Origin of the sequence: uncultured Parabacteroides sp. (genome assembly GCF_947855115.1) — a bacterium.
Classification (GTDB): domain Bacteria; phylum Bacteroidota; class Bacteroidia; order Bacteroidales; family Tannerellaceae; genus Parabacteroides.
The window spans coordinates 1-19,649 of the sequence record NZ_CANTZW010000005.1 but is presented as its reverse complement, the minus strand read 5'-3'; the positions used below and the strand labels follow the sequence as shown (position 1 = coordinate 19,649).

Here is a 19,649-nt window from a genome sequence, read left to right as displayed (position 1 = left end):
TTAAGGCCGCCCTTTTTTCACGCACGGGCACTATCTCAATATCTTGTATTCTTTAATTCCCGCCTTGTGCAAAAAGTACCGGAAAGCCACTCCCAACACTCCCAGCCCATACACCACGCTATTGTATAACTTAATGGAAGAGGCTTCCGGAAAATATTTGGTAGGACAGGTAACCTCGGCTATCTCATAGCCTTTGTCGCATATCTGGGCGATTACCTGATTGTCGAAAACGAAATTGTCCGAACATTTCTTATAATCGATGGATCTTAAAACCTCGGCGGAAAAAGCCCTGTAGCCCGTATGGTACTCGGATAACTTATTATTCATCAGTATATTTTGTATCAACGTAAGTATACGGTTACTTATATACTTGTAAACGGGCATCCCCCCCTTTAAAGCGCCCTTCCCTAGAATACGCGAGCCAAAGACCACTTGATAGACATCGTCCGCGATCACGTAGGCCATGGCGTGTATCAATTTGGGGGTATATTGATAATCCGGGTGAAGCATGATAACAATGTCCGATCTCAACTCGAGCGCCTTATCATAGCAAGTCTTCTGGTTCCCTCCGTACCCCTTGTTCACCTCATGGGAAATAATGTGCTTGATACCTAGTTCACGCGCTTTCCCGACTGTCTTGTCACCGCTCTTATCATCCACCAAAATCACGTGATCCACGATATCAAAAGGGATTTCTTGATAGGTCTGTTCCAACGTCTTCTCGGCGTTATAGGCAGGCATTACGACAGTAACCACTTTATCCTTAATCATTCTTCGTCTTTATTTACAATAGTTTCTAATAAAAAAGGAAAACAAAACAGATAATAAGATATATCAGCTCCGTTTGTCAAAAAAGACTCTATTCCATTATCGTATAATCCGTATACTACATGTCCCGAGATAGTAGCGAACAATAATACGCCACCGTAAAAACATACGTCCGCATACTTTCTGCAGAAGAAGGGTACGACAAAAGCCAACCCTAAAAAGCAAACTACATACGAGAACGGCAATAATACGTCTCCCTGTGTCACGAACGGATTCAATCGCATAAAAGTATGCGGAGACATACAATAAAAAGGAAGAAACGTCAACGCGAACGCCGCGATGAAGCAAAGCCCCCATTTGAATATGCGTATCATACGGATTTCTTTTCGTAAGCAAACATACATCCCCCATATGATAAGGGGCAACACAAACACAGTGCGCATGGAAAACAATATCCCGCCTATAAATGCCCATCCGTAAAAACCTAAGCCGGAACGCTTCGGCAAATCTTTCAGGCCAAACAAATACAAGGCAAACAACAAGGAGTTGATAAAGATCGTACTGCGGGCGAATATCTCCCAATAGATAGCCAAGGAAGATAAAAGTAATAGCATCAAGAATCCAAGGCTGTTACGATCAATCCTTTTCTGGAAATACCACAATGTCAACCATAAGCTACCGACGGTCATCCAACCGATCTCCCCCACCTTATAAAAAGGATAGGCCACTATAAAATAAAAAGGCATAGGTCCCGGATAATTCCCTTCCGGGCTGTGGACTCCATAGGGATAAATCCCATCGGAAACCGAATCCCAGAACAATTGGATCATCTCCCACCGATCCACGTTCAAGCTCTCTTTCGGGATAAAATGCAAGATAAGGCCGCTACCGATGGTGAGCAATCCCATAACTCCGGCCCATACCCACACCGGAAAACCCAGTTTCTGCCTCTTATACAAGGAAAATAATAAATATATAAACGCTATATATCCTCCCGTTACCACTAAACCCATAGGTAAAGATACTCGATACAGGTATTTAAAATAAAACAGGGCATTTATCGTTATAAATAGGCTACCGGCTACAAACCGCTGGATAGTAATACGAGAGTTCATAGATTTTTATTTACTTTGTATGTCACAAAGATACTCACTTTTAACAAAATAAGCAGAAGATGAAAAAGAAACTTGTTTTCGCTACAAACAACTTACATAAACTGCAAGAGGTCTCGAAGATCATCGGAGATCACCTTGAATTGGTTAACCTACGTGATATAGACTGCCATGAGGATATCCCCGAAACGGCCGATACATTGGAAGGCAACGCCTTGCTTAAGGCCCGGTACGTAAAAGAGCATTACGGATTCGACTGCTTCGCCGATGATACCGGACTTGAGGTAGAGGCGCTAAATAACGCTCCGGGTGTATATTCCGCACGCTATGCCGGACCGGGACACGACGCGCGGGCTAATATGCGGAAATTACTCCGCGAGATGGAAGGGATGGAGAATCGCAAGGCTCGTTTCCGTACCGTGATAGCGCTGGTCATGGATGGTAAGGAATATTTATTCGATGGGATTATCAATGGGGTTATCACGAACGAGAAGAAGGGCGAGTCGGGCTTTGGATACGATCCTATCTTCATGCCGGATAATTATACGCGGACATTCGCCGAACTGGGCGATGATATAAAAAATACGATCAGCCATCGTGCCTTGGCCGTGCGTAAACTGGCCGAATTCTTATCTACCTTATCTTGATAAATATGAAACGCATCTTATCCATATACATACTGCTGTGTGCCTTGACGCAGCTAATCCAGGCACAAGGCGTCGGAACCTGGACCCCGTATTTATCTTATTACAACACGACGGACGTGGCGGAAGCCGGCAATATCGTTTTCGCCGTAGCGAATGGTTCCCTATATAGTTATGGCAAAGAAGACCAGAGTCTAAAATTTTACTCCAGGCAAAACGGATTAAGCGACAATGATATCGCTAACATAGGCTATAATCAAGAGACGAATACTTTATTAATCGTTTATAGTAACGGCAATATAGACTTATTGAGCGACAATGGTATCTACAATATACCCTATATACAAACTAGCACGAATATACAAGATAAAACAGTTAATTCGATCTATTTTTACAAGGAGTACGCTTATCTATCCATGAACTTTGGCGTTGTGGTCGTCAATATGCGTAAAAATGAGATTACCGATACTTATAGGCTTAACAGAATCGTGAAATCAGTATGTATAAAGAATAATTCCATCTATGCGGCTACGTCGGAAGGTTTATCGTATGCCTCCGTCAAAGATAATTTATTAGACGTGAATAACTGGAAGAAATTCTCGCTTAATACGGATAAATTTGAGGAGAATAATATTTCAAATATCGGTTTATTCCAAAATACGCTTTGCCTTTTCATCAAGAAACAAGGGGTTTATTACCTCGACTCGGATAATGCGATTCAAAACTTATGCATAGATAGTAATATCAACGATATAACGATCCAGAGGGATAAACTGCTCGCATATACGAATACGAGTACGTACATATGCTCTTCCTTGTCGCAGAAAACACAAGTGGCCACAGGAACGACAAACGATATATCTGCCCAGAACACATCTAATACCTATTGGGTGGCATCCGGGCCGGATGGTTTAGTGGGCATGAAGTTGAAAGGGAGCCAGATGGAGGTATTCGCCTCTAAGTTGCTCTCTTTAGAAGACAGCCCCAAACGTAATTATTGCGATTTCATGACTTTTCAACAAGGTAAACTGTTGGTAGCCGGAGGTGGACGGTGGACAAATAGAGATAGTATTATCGGGACGATGATGATTCGTGAGGACGAGAAATGGACTAACTTCGATGAGGATAAAATACGAAAAGAGAGTAACAGCGTATTCATGGATGTTACGACTATAGCCGTAGATCCCACCGACAAATCTCATTATTTCGCGTCTACTTGGGGAGAGGGCGTCTTCGAGTTTAAAGATAACGAGTTCGTAAAACTCTATAATACGACCAACAGTTCGTTGGGGACAGCCGTGGAAAATCAACCCAGAGGTTATGTCCGTGTGGAGGGGCTGTGTTATGATAAAGACAATAACCTGTGGATGACCAATACGGCGGTGAACAGCCGTATATGCGTTTTAAAAAACGATGGAACCTGGTCTGCGCTACGATCCGGCAAATACACGGTTCTTGATAATATTCCTTTGATCGATAAAATACTGATCACGTCTAAAGGACATAAATGGATAAATATTCCTCGCGAGAATGTAGGAATAATCGTTTTCGATGATAAAGGTACCATCGACGATACTTCCGACGATGTGGTAAACAAATTTGCGAGCTTCAACCTTAATAAGCCGACAGGAGAGGCGATCTCCGTGAGTGGTTATTTCTGCATGGCCGAGGATAAGAACGGCGATATATGGATAGGAACCAACAGGGGCCCTATTATCTGCCCGGTACCGGATAAAGCGGTGAACGATCCGGAAAACGTGTATTGTACCCGGATCATCCGTTCCATCCAAGATGATATCCCCGCATATTTCCTGGATAACGCAAAAGTGACAGCGATAGCCGTAGACGGAGGAAATCGCAAATGGATAGGAACGGAAGGGAACGGAGTGTTTTTGGTAAATGAGGATGGAAGCGAGACCATCGAGAATTTTACGACAGAAAACTCTCCTCTCCTTTCGGATAAAATAAACAGTATCGCTATCGATGATCAAACCGGTGAGGTCTTCTTTGGGACGGAAAACGGGATCATATCCTATATGTCGGATGCCAGCGAGGGCAAAGAAGATTATTCCGAGGTGTATGCCTATCCGAATCCTGTACGACCGGAATATGCGGACCAAGTTACGATCACGGGATTAATGACGGATTCTAACGTGAAAATAACAGACCTGAACGGTAATATTATCTTTCAAGCCAAGTCTTCCGGTGGACAACTTACATGGAATTGCCGGAGCGTAAATGGCGGTCGTGTGGCCAGCGGCGTTTATCTGGTGCTCTCTTCCACGCCGGAGGCGAAAGAAAGCGTGGTTACTAAGATTATGGTCATTAGGTAAAAGATTGGATAAAAGGCATCGTATCCGATAAACCGGGGTACAGACGATACAAATTATGCGGGCGAATATGGATCATTGATAAATCCGTATTCGCCCGCATAGTTCGCATCCGGTAAATATAAGTATCCTATATCTTTCTCCTCAAATCGAAATCAATGCTTTATTCCTTCGAACATTTCCGAACGGTCTTCTTTCGCCTGAGTGGATTTAGCCTTGAAACTATTAAATGTCCAACTCAACGTAAGCGTGATCTGCGGATATTTAGGCTTGATACGTGTTAAGGAACGCAGGTCGGCCGTTTGGATATCACTGATGTATTTAGCGGAGCGGAAAATGTCTCGGAAAGCTAATGTAGCGGTTAATTTCCGGTTACATAATTGCTGACGGATGGCCAGGTTCGCATACCAGTAAGCATCCGTACGTCCCTGTGTTGTCACGGAAGGGCCTACAAAACTACCATCCAACTGGACGCGGGTATATTTTCCCAGATTAAACAAGTTGTTCCACAAAATATCATAATTGGTGCTTGAGGTCGTATTTCCACCGGCGGCTTGTTCATTCTTCACCTTATAATGATAAATGTTTCCGTTCAGCGTAGTATTCCACCAACGTACCGGACGTAAGCTGACACTTAGCTCGATACCAGTCGAGTAATCGTGCCCCACGTTCGCCATCGAATCCAAAGTAACACCGGCCGAGTATGGCACGCGCAATCGCTCGATCTTGTCTTTCCGGTAGCGATGGAAAGCGGTAGCGGACACCGTGTTCTCCCCGAAATTCTTCCGGTAGTTCAACTCGAAGGAGTTGATGTACTCCGGGCGTATGTCCGGGTTACCGATCTCGGCTGTATAGAAGTCGCGATACGTGATATAAGGCTCCATGTAGAAAAGTTGCGGACGTGTGGTACGGCGGGAATAAGAAGCCAATAGGCGATGCTCGCCCGGAAACGTATAACCTAGATGTACTGACGGAAAAAACTCAAAGCGGTTCTTCGTACGATCCGCTCCCTTCACGGAGCTTCTCAAGACCGTGTGGGTGTGTTCTCCCCTCACGCCTGCCTGTGCCTCTAAATGATTCCATGTGTGCGAAAGGATTGTATAGATAGAATTTACTCCTTCTTGGAAATAAAACGTATTGTAGATATCATCACGCCAAAAAAATGTTTGTCCTTCAGGGTCCCACCATTCCATGCTGTAATCGCCGTCTTCCAGATAAGAATAATATTGATAGCCGGCCTCTAGCTTACTTCCTTTTCCGAAGGGTAAGGCATAATCCAGATTGATACGCATCGTCTCGCGGTGCTCTGCTTCGTAAGCGCGGTGTCCTTGTTGGCGTTGCCCTTCCAAAGACATCAAGTCATTAAAGAAATATTCCAAGGCATGACCGCCATATTTGTAATAAGCGCTACCGGAAAGCTCGTGTCCTTTATCGTTGAACCGATGTTGCACCGCCAGGCTTCCCAAACCAATATTCTCATCGTTATCATAATCGTCTATGCTCCGGTAATTTTCCGTCACTGGAGAGCCGCCTGCTATCGAACGGGTCTCTTTATAGCTCATCTCTCCCTTGCGTTTATTCCCGCCGTAACCACCTTCCAGATCCAATGTGATCGTTGTCTTGGGAAGGTTCAGGCTCCAACCGCCTTTCAACGTATAATGATAACTGTCTCCCGTACGAGGCCCGATGGAATGGGATGTGGTTGTTTGGTCACCTACGATTGTCATTTTCTCTTGGTCGAAGTCACTCTTACGCATACGGTCGGTCCATTGTCCGCCGATATACCAACGAGAGCGCTGACGTTGCTGGGCCAACAAGAAATCGACATGGCGGGAAAGCCACGTACTCCCGGAAAGATTTACCATCCCGCTCAATCCCCGTTGGGAATGTTTTTTCGTGATGATATTGATGATACCTACATCCCCTTCCGTATCGTGCTTGGCAGAAGGTGTCGTGATAATCTCTATATTCTCTATATGCCCCGCCGGGACCTGCTCCAAAGCTTGCGTACCCGAGAAGACACTCGGCTTACCGTCTATATAAACCAAGAAACCACTGCTACCGCGAAAAGTGACATCACCTTCAGCGTCTACCCGTATGGAAGGCGTGTTCTCTAATATATCTACGGCAGAACCTCCCCCTCCCATTATGTTGGAGGAAGCCTCTACTATCTTCTTATCTAGTTTATAAACCAGTTGGCGTTTCTCGGCCACTACCTCTACTTCGGCAAGGCCAACCTCCAAAGGCCTCATCATCAACTTCCCTAAATCCACTGAAACCGAGGCGTTCAAAGTAATATCATTTCTTGTCAACACGTCATATCCCATCAAGCGAACCATGACCACATAATCGCCCGGAACTATCTTATTAAACGAGAAACGTCCTTGATCATCTGGAAAGGTTTGTTGCAAGGGCTTCTCGCTTCCCGTAGCAAACAGAAAGATATCCGCATAATTAATTACTTGATTCGTAGAGGCATCGATTAATTGCCCTTTAATGTAAGTACCCGGAGAGGAGGCTAGTGAGAGAACGCAAATCACCCACAATAAGGCCAACATCAGTCCTATCTTTTTCATGATATTGAGAATTATAATTAGATTTCCACGCAAAAATAACGATTTATCTGTATCCGATCATCGCTTTTCACGTACTTTATCGCTTATGAACAGGTTCTTTTCCTAATTCGTGGCATTGCGGTAACATAGTAATGTCTGTTCTTATATGAATAATCCAGGCCCGGATTTTATAGCATCCAAGCCCGGATTATCGAATGGGGTATGTCGTATGCCTGCGTGTAGATCAAAGTCCTAGTTTCTCCGAGATCTCCAGCATCTTCCTGATCGGCTTGATCGCCTTCTTCTGTACTTCCTCGTCCACGAATATCTCAGGCATCTCGAATTTCAAGCAATTATATAATTTCTCCATCGTATTCAGGCGCATAAAATTACATTCATTGCAAGCGCAAGTACTGTCGTTCGGAGGAGCCGGGATAAACTCCTTGTCCGGGCTTTGCTTGCGCATCTCGTGAATAACGCCACTTTCTGTCGCTACGATGAATTGTCTCGCATCAGACTTAATGGTATGTTTCAACAGGGCCGCGGTAGATCCTACGAAGTCTGAGACCTGTACAATCGGTTGTTTGCATTCCGGATGGGTAATCACCTCCGCATCGGGATACAATTTCTTCAAAGATAAGATCTTTTCCAAAGAGAATTGCTCATGCACATGGCAAGCGCCATCCCAAAGCAACATCTTACGTCCTGTGATGCTATTGATGTAATTACCCAAGTTACGATCCGGACCGAAAATCATAGGTGTATCTTCCGGAAAACTTTCCACGATCTGGCGGGCGTTCGTGGAAGTGACCACCACGTCTGTCACGGCTTTCACGGCGGCGGTCGTATTCACATAAGAGATTACCGTATGGCCGGGATGCTGCCGAACAAACTCGGCAAACTCCGGAGCCGGACAACTATCCGCCAAGGAACAGCCGGCGTTCAAGTCTGGTACCAGCACCTTCTTGTCCGGACAAAGTATCTTCGCTGTCTCTCCCATGAAGTGAACCCCGCAGAGCACGATGATATCTGCCTTTGTCTTGGCCGCCCATTGCGCCAAGGCCAAACTATCTCCTACATAATCCGCTATATCTTGTATATCGCCTGTTTGATAGTAGTGGGCCAAAATGACCGCATTCTTCTCTTTACGTAACTTGTCGATCGCTTCCTTTAGGTTTAAATCCTTAGGAACGGGCGCATCCATGTACCCGATTGATTGGTTTGTCAACATAGCCTTATATATTATATGATTCCTATTTCCATTGCTCCAATAGGGTTTTCACTATATATAAACAATATTATCCACAGAAAGTACCACTGATAATCTTTATCTTATCTAGTTTATCAACCTATTGTTCACGAAGCACAAAGGTATAAACTTTCTTCATTAATGGAAATAACAAGAAAGATTCTTATCTTTGCTACCAGTCAATGAGCTACCGGCATTCCGGGATTCTCCAAAACGAGATCGCCCTCCTCCATCCTTGATCCCCCTTCCGGTATCATCGGAAGTTATCCACAGCTGTTATATTATATTCTTATTAATCTTTAATTTTAAAAATAAATATGATGAATATGATAGGCTGTTGAAATGGTTAATACATTTTTACCTTGATCTTTGGTTATTGACTTATTAAGGTCTGTAAACAGGTTATCAAAAAGATATTAATAGTATATATATGCATTTACAGACTGTAATTCTTAGAGTTATAGACTTTATGAATATTTAGTCATTTATGTTGACAACCTTGATTGTGAAAAAATAGATCCTCCCGAATAGCTGTCGATTGGTGTATAAGGGCTGTTGATAGTGTGTAATAAATAAATAATGAATCTGTTTGCTAATTTAAAAAAGAGGGGTGTATGGATAAGTATTTGAATAATGCAAGAAATATTTTTCATTTTGTGTACACGACTTATTAATAGCTTTTCAACGGCATATCCATGGATATTCGCTACTTTTGCGGTCAAAGAGATTTTGTTATGCGAAAATTAAAAGTAACCGAGTTAAACCGCCTGACCCCAGAGGCTTTCAAGGAAAGTAAGAAGATTCCTTTGATCGTTGTGTTAGATCATATTAGAAGTCTTAACAATGTTGGATCCGTGTTCCGTACTTCCGATGCTTTCCGGGTAGAGGCTATTTACCTTTGTGGCATTACGGCCTGTCCTCCGAATGCCGAGATCCATAAGACCGCTTTAGGGGCAGAAGAAACCGTGGATTGGGAATATTTCAAGGATACCCCGGAGGCTGTTGATAAACTGCGTCAGGAGGGATATACGATATGTGCCGTAGAACAAGCGGAAGGTAGTGTCATGTTGGATAACCTACAGTTAGACAAGGATAAAAAATATGCTATCGTCATGGGAAACGAGGTAAAAGGCGTTCAACAAAATGTTGTTGATAACTGTGATATGTGTATTGAGATACCTCAGTACGGGACGAAACATTCCCTGAACGTATCGGTCACTACCGGTATTGTGATCTGGGATTTCTTCAAGCAATTATCAGATTAGGCCGTTCTCAACCAATACGACGACCCGTTCGGTCATGGCATCCTTGCCTTTCGGGTCGTATTCCGACTTTAAGCTAGCTCCGAACATTCCGGCGAAGAAATTCCAAAAGCCCGCACGGAAACTTCCCAGATAGGCTTTCAGTAAATTATAACTAGATTGGTTGCATTCCCTGTCTATCAGCTTAATAAGTAGCTTGCCTTGCGAGAAAGACAGTTTTTTCAACTCCGGTTTATATTGAGCGAACAATTCTTTCTCCATTCGTTTTAAATGGGCTTGGCGGGCTTTGTCGTCCGGTAGGGTTTCCATATACTCGTAGGTCTCTATCAGTGTATCGTACACCATTTTGGCATATGGAAGAGTGCGTTTTACATCTCGTACCAATTTATTGTACTTCGCTTGCTCACGCTTATTCTTAAACTTAACTTGAGGATATATGAAGACTTCCCGGAGATTGACGACAGCCATTGTATCACCTTTATACAGTTGAGCTTTCTGATAACCTTCCGGAACAATATTTGTCTTTACCGCCTGTGCCAATCCCTTAAAGCTACAGAAAACAAGTAGAGCCAAAACATAATATATCCCTTTTCGTATCATATGTCGCAAAAATATAAATACTACGTGATTCTCAGTGTCATTTATCTGTTAATAACTTGCTAAATGAATATAAAACATTACATTTGCGTAGTTGACAACAACTTAAGAATATATTAACTATGAAAAAAGAAGAAATTACCGCTCTATTCGGAAAAATCCAATCTATCTCGTATAAGACGAAAGGTATTGAATGCCGGAATACCAGAGATTTACAACTTTTGGTATATATTAAATGGAATGACTTTATCAATAAAATAAAGGTGAAAACGGTAAAGTACAAAAGCGAATTCTTGATAATGAAAGATTCGCGGTTATTCCCGATGAGGATTATAAAAAGACCTTCATATATATAAAACCAACAATACAAAATCTTGACTTATGAAATACCTATTTTTATTCCTGTTTACGGGAATATTTTCATTGTGCGCATACGGTGTTGACAACTTACGTTTGCCGGACATTCGCAGCGTAGGGATGGGAGGAAACGTCGGTACGCAATCTGTTTTATTCAATCCCGCCCTTATTGTCGGTAAAGAGAAAAAATCCGTTCATTTAGACTATTTTAATCGGTATATGCTGAAAGAGCTGAGTACGATGTCCGGCAGTTTTTATTATCCGAACCGGTTATTATCCACAGGTGTTGATATCTCAGTATTCGGTTCCGATATATATCGAGAGATGATGGTTCGTATCTTAGGGGGAAAACGTTTGGGAGATAAATGGGCGTTAGGGCTTGCGTTTCATTATAGCTTCCTGCAAACCGAGCTATTGGAGAACACAAGATCCAGGCTGTCTACAGATATCGGGATCAGTTTCTTTCCTATTGATAAGTTGTTGATTGGAATGTTGATTATGAATCTACCTTCTGTTTCTATAGGAAATAAAGATCTTGAAATAGAAGATTTTAATTATTATTTGATTCAAATAAGTTTTCAATGGGAAATTATAAACGACCTGTTGATTACGGGAAGTCTGGGAACGGAAGACAAACAAACGCTTCTTGGAAATCTCGGTATCGAGTATGCCGCTTTCGATTCCTTTTTTATCCGGGCCGGAATACAAACCACCCCTCTCCTGCCCTCTTTAGGAATCGGTTATAACTTTTCCTGTTTTACGATAGACGTAGCTTCCGTTTATCATCCTGTTTTAGGGATAAGTACTGGCCTTGGTTTATCATTTTCTTTTTAAACATAAACGATACTTAACTATGAGACGATTGTTTATAATTCTGTCAATAATCTTGTTGATAAATAGTTATTACGCTAATTCTCAAGTAGAATATTCTGTTGATAAATGGATGGAATACGTAGAGGAATTAGCGTTGGAAACCGAGGATACGGAACGTATTGAAAGCCTGTATGCCGATTTATCTTATCTTACCGAACATCCTTTTGAGTTGAATTCCGTAACGGAAGAGCAATTGAAGCGCCTGCCTTTCTTATCCGACCGACAAATCGAACAGCTTCTCTCCTATCAAAAGCGATACGGGAAAATGACTAGTATCTACGAATTGAAGAATATTGAGGAAATGGATTTTCAGACGATATCTCTTCTCCTTCCTTTTATTTATATAAGTGATGTTATTGTTGAAAAACGATTATTTACAGTTAAGAACCTGTTGAAATACGGTCGTAATGATTTACAAATCAGATATGATCAATGTTTTCAACAGAAAAAGGGATATGGTGAACAACCAGACAGTATACTTCAGCGATATCCGAATCGTAAGTACTGGGGAGAGCCATTCTATCACTCACTGCGCTATTCTTATAATTTCGATGATCGTCTGCAAGCAGGCTTCGTTGCGGAGAAAGATGCGGGAGAACCTTTTTGGAATCAGTATCATAAAGGATACGATTTCTATTCCGCTCATCTGTTCTTAAAAAATATCAACTGGTTAAAAAGCTTGGCTATAGGAGATTATAAAATGTCTTTCGGGCAAGGTTTGGTAATTAGCAACGACTTCTCCCCTAGCCGTACGGCTGTAGTCGCTCAGGCAGAACGAAGGACGAACGGCTTTCGTAGGCATTTCTCAACCAATGAACAGGATTTCTTTCGAGGAGTAGCTAGTACGATCGCTATTAAAAACTTGGATATAAGTGTTTTCTATTCGTACCGGAAAATGGATGCGGCGGTGGATAACTTGACATTCACCGCATTGAAAACGGATGGGCTTCATCGTTTGCAACGGGATTGGGAAAAGAGGAAGACAATTACTACGCAGGTATATGGAGGAAATATCCGCTATGCCACTCCTCATTTTCATGTAGGCTTGACAGCCCTTTCCTATTCATTCGGTAAATTCAAGATGGATCCCGATCCGAAACCTTATAACCTATTCTATTTCAGAGGTTCCAATAATCTTAACATGAGTGTTGATTACATGTTGAAAAGTAACCGGATCAAGTTTTACGGTGAGACCGCCCTTTCGAAAAACGGGGCTGTTTCTACCTTGAACGCCTTGCAGTTAATACCTGCTTCTTATATATCTTTTTTGGTATTGTATCGTTATTATGACCGCCGTTACCAAGCTTTGTTTGGAAACGCGTTCTCACAAGGTTCTACCGTACAGAATGAGCAAGGAGTTTATATGGGATTTCAGTTGACTCCGGTCGCCCGCTGGAAATTGTCCGTTTACGCGGACTTATTCCGTTTTCCTTGGTTGAAATACGGAACAGACGCTCCTTCCGGAGGGCAAGAATACATGGCTCAAATAGACTATACCCCTAGTAAAAACTTCTCGACTTATCTTCGTTATAAATATCGACAAAAAGAAAAAAATGAAACCTATGAAAACGATAATTTGTTGAAAATCAATTTCTATAAACAACACCGTCTTCGTTTTCAACAAGTTTATAACTTTTCTTCTCCTTTTGTTTTCAAGACTACTTTGGAGGGTATTCTATTCGATGAGCCTGTAAAGGAACTTAGCAAGGGAATTATGATATCCCAAAGCATAGGTTGGAGGTCTACTACTGCCCTGCCCCTTCAAATGGATGGTTATTTGGCATGGTTCCACACGGACGATTACGGCAGCCGGATCGGTTCGTACGAGAAAAATATATTATACGCTTTTAATATGCCTTCCTTCTATGGTAACGGAATGCGTTTTGCCTTTACTTTCCGTCTGGATATATGGAAAAGTTTATCCTTATCCGCTAAATTGGCCCATACCCATTATCTGGATAGGGATTTGATAGGCACTGATACGGAGGAGATAAGCGGTTCCGATAAAACAGATCTTTATGCTTTGCTTCGCTGGAAATTTTAGAGTAGATTTGCGTGAGTAAAAACAAACAGCGATATGTCTACGATTCTTTTTGATAAAATAGTGTTCGGCCCGATACACAGTCGGCGCTTAGGTATCTCTTTAGGGATGAATTTGCTTCCTACAGACGGAAAATTATGTTCTTTCAATTGTATTTATTGCGAGTGTGGATTGAACGAAGACCGCAGGACCCATAGTAAACTCCCGACTCGTGCGGAAGTGAGGGAAGCCCTGGTACAAAAACTAACCGCTATGAAAGGAGAGGGGATAGCCCCGGATGTAATTACGTTCGCCGGGAACGGAGAGCCTACGATACATCCGGAATTCGGCGGTATCATCGATGATACGATCGCTACCCGGAACCGTTTTTTCCCCGACGCCAAGATAGCCGTGCTTTCTAATTCTACGATGCTCCATAAAGAGGAGGTCTTTCAAGCCTTGAATAAAATAGAGGATAACATATTGAAGCTGGATTCTGTGTCGGACAGCCGGATACAACAGATAGACAAGCCCAATTCCCCGACATTTAATTTCGAGTCTTTATTGAGACAATTATGCCGTTTCAACGGGAACCTGATTATACAGACCATGTTCTTGAAAGGGGAATTAAACGGAGAATCGGTCGATAACATGACAGAAGAGGAGATAGAGGGCTGGATTTCCGCTTTAAAGCAAATCCGTCCGAAACAAGTCATGATTTATACGATAGACCGGGAGACCCCGATTAAAGCCTTGAGAAAAGCGACAAAAGAAGAGTTAGACGGAATCGCTGAACGGGCCCGGAAAGAGGGTTTTGACGTAACGGTATCTTATTAAACGAATTAATTTAGAGAAATATGATAAATATTATGAGAACAGTCAGTAAAAAGAAAAAACTGCCTCGGCTATTGACGCTCTGTGGAGCGGTAGCGGTCTCCGCCTTATTAGGGGGATGTGGGCAGAGTGGTGTTCCGGCGGAATCTTTCGACCGGTCGGATTATTACACTAGGGGTATCGGTTCGTATCCGGGAGAGGATTTCTCTCCTTCGCTACGTCCGGATCATTCTACGTACCGGAACATAGCTCTTTTGCGTAGCGCTTACAATTCCTCCAGTTATGATTACAATTTGACAGCTCAATTGCTGACGGATGGTATCGTGAGCGACAAGCAGCCTCAGTATCTCGGCCTTTCCACGCAAAATGGCGATATACCTCGCCGTGAGCGCGAGTGGATGATCGATCAAGGCCCTTATTCCCGCAACGCTGTTACCGGCGAGGACGCTTATTTCCTGTTTACGTTGAATAATTGGAAAGAGAAAGCCGATAAGGTACAGTTCCGCGGAAGCGTAGCTTACGACGAGGATAAAGTCAAAGACGGGTACGAGATCATTTGCGAGGGATCGAACGATGGCAATACTTGGACGGAATTGGCAGCCTTGAAAGGCAAAGGCATGCCGGGTAAGGCTAGCAGGTATAAAGCCCACTCAGACCCGAATAAGAATAGTTGGGATCCGGGTACGTTGCCTACCCGCATGTTAAATGAGACCTTGACGTTCGATCGCCCCGGCGAATACGCCTATTATCGGATGCGGTTGAAGATGGAAGGTGCCGCTTATTGGGCGTTCTTCGAGATGAATTTCTACAACCAGGATAAATTGGTAGATCTGCTTCCTTCCAAATTCTTCAATAGCGCTTGGATGAGCGCCGCGACAGGAGAGGAGTGGGTCTATGTAGATTTGGGTTGCCAATCTGAGTTCGACAAGGTGAAATTACACTGGATCAATAAAGCGATCGAAGGCAAGATCCAGGTTTCCGACGACGCAAGACAATGGACCGACATAGCGAGCCTTCCGGGTGGAGAAGCCAATCTGGACGAGATCGATGTAAAAGGAAAAGGCCGTTACGTGCGGGTATGGATGGAGCGGCCGGCCAATGACAGCCGTTATATCTTAAGCGAGATGGAGGTTATGGGTAAAGGTGGTTTGCTTGCTCAACCGGCAGCCTCGCCGGTTTCCACGAAGGATGAAATCCGTTTGTCGGGCGGAAACTGGAGGGTGCAACGGGCTTCCGAGGTAACCGCTTCCGGAGAGGAGATATCGAAACCTTCTTTCTCCGCGGATAATTGGATCGTGGCCACTGTACCGGGTACGGTGCTGAGTAGTTATAAGAATATCGGCGCTATCCCGAACCCGAATTACGCAGATAACCTGATGCAAATATCCGAGTCGTTCTTCAACTCTAATTTCTGGTATAGGGATGAGTTCGAGGTACCCGAAGGATTCAAGCAAGATCGTTTGTTCTTGAATTTCGATGGTATCAACTGGAAAGCCAATGTATATTTGAACGGTAATAAGATCGGTCGTATCGAGGGAGCGTTTATCCGGGGCGTGTTCGATGTGACGGATGCTGTCGTACCGGGTAAGAACGTTGTCGCGGTAGAGATAATCAAGAATGAGCATATTGGCGCTGTCAAGGAGAAATGTGAGAAGAATACGGATTTCAACGGTGGTATCTTGGGCGCTGATAATCCGACTTTCCACGCTACGATCGGGTGGGACTGGATCTCGACGATCCGCGGGCGTAATATCGGTATCTGGAACGACGTGTACTTGACCTCTACGGGCAAGGTGACGATTCAAGATCCGTTCGTACAGGCCGTATTGCCATTGCCGGATACGACCTCCGCTACCTTGACTCCGGAGGTGATCGTGAAGAACCATGACATCGCTCCTGTAAAGGGTATATTGACAGGAAAGATCGGTGATATCACTTTTGAGCAATCGGTGGAATTGGCCGCTAATGAGGAGAAGACCGTTACTTTCGATCCGAATGCTTTTAGCCAATTAAAGGTCCAGAATCCACGCCTGTGGTGGCCTAAAGGATATGGTTCTCCTTATTTATACGACGCTAATTTCACGTTTAAGGTAGGTGATAAGGTATCCGACTCGGAAGATTTCAAGGTCGGTATCCGTCAGATGACTTTCAACGAGGATAACAGCGTGTTGAGTCTCTTTGTCAACGGTCGTCGTTTTATAGGCCGCGGCGGTAACTGGGGATTCGGCGAGTCTAACTTGAATTACCGCGGACGTGAATACGATATCGCCGTAGCTTACCATGCCGACATGAACTTTACGATGATGCGCAACTGGGTCGGGCAGATCGGCGACAAGGAGCTGTATGAGGCTTGCGACCGTCATGGCATCATGATCTGGCAAGATTTCTGGTTGGCGAACCCTTCCGACGGACCAGATCCTTATAATCCGGAGATGTTCATCGCCAACGCCGAGGATTACGTGAAGCGTTTCCGCAACCATCCGTCTATCGGTATTTATTGCGGGCGTAACGAGGGCTTCCCGCCTGAGCAGATCGACAAGGCCCTGCGCCGTATCGTAAAAGAGGATCATCCGGGCTTGCATTATATCTCCAGCTCGGCAGATGAGGTAGTAAGTGGCCACGGCCCGTATCGTGCGCTTCCTGTCAAGGAATATTTCAGCTTGAAGAACGGTAGCGACAAGTTCCATAGCGAGCGCGGCATGCCGAACGTGATGAATTACGAGAGTTTGGTCCGTACCTTCTCTCCGGACGCCCTTTGGCCGCAAAACGCTCAATGGGGCCAGCACGATTATACGATGGAAGGCGCCCAGTCTTGCGCTTCTTTCAACGCGATCATAGAGAAAGGTTTCGGTAAGCCGGCTGATGCCAGGGAATTCGCTGATCTGGCCCAGTGGGTGAACTACGATGGTTACCGGGGCTTGTTCGAGTCGAGAAGCTTGCACCGGAAGGGATTGTTGCTATGGATGACGCATCCTGCCTGGCCTTCCATGGTATGGCAGACCTATGATTATTATTTCGAGCCTACCGCCGCTTATTTCGGTTGCAAGAAGGCTTCCGAGCCTCTGCATATCCAATGGAACCCGGTTACGGACGAGGTCGAGGTAGTGAACTATAGCGCCGGCGTACGTAACGGCCTGACGGCGAAAGCCCAAATTGTCAATATGGACGGTTCTGTCGCATGGGAGAACGAGGTTTCTGTAGATAGCAAGGAAGATACGACCCATAAATGTATGAAATTGGATTTCCCCGCTAGTGTATCTAGCGCTCATTTCATTAAACTGACGTTGACCGAGAAGGGCCAGATCGTATCGGATAACTTCTATCTGCGTGGCGTAGAGGAAGGCAACTATCAAGCTTTGCGTGAGATGCCAAAGGTAACCTTGCGATCCAACGTGACGACTGACAAGGGTAATGACGGTACTTGGACCGCTACCGCTACCTTGGAGAACGCTTCATCCACTCCGGCCTTGATGATCCGCGTGAATGTTGTGGGCGAGAAGGATGGCGAGCAATTCCTTCCTATGTTCTATAGCGACAACTATTTCTCCTTGCTTCCGGGCGAGAAGAAAGAGATCAACATCCATTGGAAAGATGTCGATACGAGAGGCGAGACCCCGAGGGTGGTTATCTCCGGCTATAACGTGAACTAGTAGGCTAGATTGATACCTGCAAAAAGGCGATATGTCAATTAACGATGCAAATTGACATATCGCCTTTTTATTTTATTTATGAATGCAGGATAACTAAAAAGGTTACGGTAGCATTACCGTGTTCCCGTATACAGGGCATTTTAATTATAGCTTGATATAAATCTTCTTCTTATACAAGAAATATCCCGGTATCCAGTTTAACACCACGAAGAAGATAGCCCAAGCCAGCGATCCTCCGAAATCGCCGAATATCGGCTTGAATATATCCATGTACATAAAGGCGGAGATACCGCTCATCCCCAGCAATACGGCGAACAGATCCCCTTGTACATACAGATACAACGGGTTGATACCGAACGACTCAAAGAATAACGTCCATTTCTTCTTCCCGTTTATATCGATGATCCAGATTAATAAAGCGAGGAATAAGGAGGCGAATCCGCAAGTAACCAATACGAACGTACTACTCCATATCTTCTTATTGATCGGGCAGCCGTAACTCAACAAGAAACCGGCAAAAAGAATAATCGTACCGAAAATGAAGATATTACGGATAATCGACTCATTATTCTTCTTGCAATCCAGTATCACCTTTCCCACATAGAAACCGAGTAATACATGCGCTATGCTACCGATGCAGCTCAAGAGTCCTTCCGGATCGAAGGCGATCCGTGTGCCATCCTCCATATTATCGTGATACATATGCGAGGTACCGAATAAAGCCCTGTCCACGACCGCTATAATATTATCTTCCGACATTTCCATACTATGTGTAAAACCTAGTAATGCCCAGTAAAATATCAATATACCCGCCGCAACCTGCAAAATATGCTTATGATTGATCGCTAATCCTATCAAGGACCCGAAACCGTATGCCAACGCCAACCTTTGCATGACTCCGAGGATACGCAAGTTCTGGAAATCGGCACATCCATTGTAGCAAACATGTCCGAACAGGTTCAGCCCCAATCCCACGAGGAATATCAATACCGTTCGTCTCAATACTTTCGTCACGCTTTCTTTCGACAGCTTGAAGTTATATTTCCGAAGCGAGAAAAACATGGAGACCCCCATGATGAACATAAAGAACGGAAATACCAGATCGGTGGGAGTAAGGCCGTTCCAACGCGCGTGTTCTAAAGGTGTATAAACGTACTTCCATGACCCGGGGTTGTTTACCAAAATCATCCCCGCGATCGTAATTCCCCTCATCACGTCGAGGGATAGCAATCTTCCGGATTGTTGTGCCATATTGATAGTAGATTAAAAAGTTACCAACGAAAGTTCAAAGATAATGGAAATAGACGTTTAACAAACAAACTTGTATATCCAATTTGTTTATATAACTTTGGAATACCTTTGTTAGTTCCTTATACAAAGGACTTTGAGAGAATTACC

13 protein-coding genes are annotated in these 19,649 nt (G+C 44.0%); 7 read left to right on the top strand and 6 right to left on the bottom strand.

Translation table 11 applies throughout. The features are described 5' to 3' along the window. Positions 1-30: 30 nt before the first annotated feature. Positions 31-771 carry a glycosyltransferase family 2 protein gene (locus tag Q0110_RS05280; RefSeq protein ID WP_297903690.1) on the bottom strand — a complete coding sequence of 247 codons (741 nt, stop codon included), beginning with the start codon at positions 769-771 and terminating at the stop codon, positions 31-33. Continuing rightward, positions 768-1,883, bottom strand: a complete 1,116-nt coding sequence (locus tag Q0110_RS05275) for a hypothetical protein (RefSeq protein WP_297903688.1) — start codon at positions 1,881-1,883, stop codon at positions 768-770. Before Q0110_RS05275 ends, Q0110_RS05280 begins: the two co-directional genes overlap by 4 nt. Positions 1,884-1,942: 59 nt before the next feature. Between Q0110_RS05275 and Q0110_RS05270 the strand changes: the two genes are divergently transcribed. Next, positions 1,943-2,527 (top strand): non-canonical purine NTP diphosphatase, encoded by a 585-nt coding sequence (locus Q0110_RS05270; protein ID WP_297903685.1) that lies wholly within the window; start codon positions 1,943-1,945, stop codon positions 2,525-2,527. Positions 2,528-2,532: 5 nt separating this feature from the next. Beyond that, positions 2,533-4,857 (top strand): two-component regulator propeller domain-containing protein, encoded by a 2,325-nt coding sequence (locus tag Q0110_RS05265; protein ID WP_297903682.1) that lies wholly within the window; start codon positions 2,533-2,535, stop codon positions 4,855-4,857. Between the two features lie 152 nt (positions 4,858-5,009). Here Q0110_RS05265 and Q0110_RS05260 read toward each other — a convergent pair whose 3' ends face one another. Both Q0110_RS05260 and nadA read right to left on the bottom strand, forming a co-directional pair. Then, positions 5,010-7,430, bottom strand: a complete 2,421-nt coding sequence (locus tag Q0110_RS05260; RefSeq protein WP_297903679.1) for a TonB-dependent receptor — start codon at positions 7,428-7,430, stop codon at positions 5,010-5,012. Positions 7,431-7,653: 223 nt separating this feature from the next. After that, positions 7,654-8,640, bottom strand: coding sequence for a quinolinate synthase NadA (gene nadA, locus Q0110_RS05255; RefSeq protein ID WP_297903677.1), 987 nt, complete (start codon positions 8,638-8,640; stop codon positions 7,654-7,656). Positions 8,641-9,392: 752 nt separating this feature from the next. Here nadA and Q0110_RS05250 point away from each other — a divergent pair. Then, the gene (locus tag Q0110_RS05250; protein WP_297903674.1) at positions 9,393-9,923 is read left to right on the top strand and encodes an RNA methyltransferase; all 531 of its coding nucleotides are present in this window, start codon (positions 9,393-9,395) and stop codon (positions 9,921-9,923) included. Here the strand turns inward: Q0110_RS05250 and Q0110_RS05245 are convergent. Further along, entirely contained in the window at positions 9,915-10,520 is a 606-nt protein-coding gene (locus Q0110_RS05245) for a DUF4294 domain-containing protein (protein WP_297903672.1), read from the bottom strand. The two genes, Q0110_RS05250 and Q0110_RS05245, sit on opposite strands and share 9 nt — an antisense overlap. A 378-nt stretch (positions 10,521-10,898) precedes the next feature. On the opposite strand from Q0110_RS05245, the gene Q0110_RS05240 reads away from it, so the two are divergent. Genes Q0110_RS05240 through Q0110_RS05225 form a run of 4 tightly spaced genes read left to right on the top strand, consistent with a single transcriptional unit; the run spans position 10,899 to position 18,251 of the window. After that, positions 10,899-11,708, top strand: a complete 810-nt coding sequence (locus Q0110_RS05240; RefSeq protein WP_297903669.1) for a hypothetical protein — start codon at positions 10,899-10,901, stop codon at positions 11,706-11,708. Positions 11,709-11,727: 19 nt separating this feature from the next. After that, positions 11,728-13,791: a helix-hairpin-helix domain-containing protein gene (locus tag Q0110_RS05235; RefSeq protein ID WP_297903666.1), complete on the top strand. Its 2,064-nt coding sequence runs from the start codon at positions 11,728-11,730 to the stop codon at positions 13,789-13,791. Positions 13,792-13,824: 33 nt separating this feature from the next. After that, on the top strand, positions 13,825-14,604 hold the full coding sequence (locus Q0110_RS05230; RefSeq protein WP_297903663.1) for a radical SAM protein: 780 nt from the start codon (positions 13,825-13,827) through the stop codon (positions 14,602-14,604). A gap of 32 nt (positions 14,605-14,636) precedes the next feature. Beyond that, positions 14,637-18,251, top strand: a complete 3,615-nt coding sequence (locus Q0110_RS05225; RefSeq protein WP_297903660.1) for a sugar-binding domain-containing protein — start codon at positions 14,637-14,639, stop codon at positions 18,249-18,251. A gap of 144 nt (positions 18,252-18,395) precedes the next feature. Here the strand turns inward: Q0110_RS05225 and Q0110_RS05220 are convergent, their stop codons facing one another. After that, positions 18,396-19,502: a DUF5009 domain-containing protein gene (locus Q0110_RS05220; RefSeq protein ID WP_297903657.1), complete on the bottom strand. Its 1,107-nt coding sequence runs from the start codon at positions 19,500-19,502 to the stop codon at positions 18,396-18,398. Between the last annotated feature and the right edge of the window lie 147 nt (positions 19,503-19,649).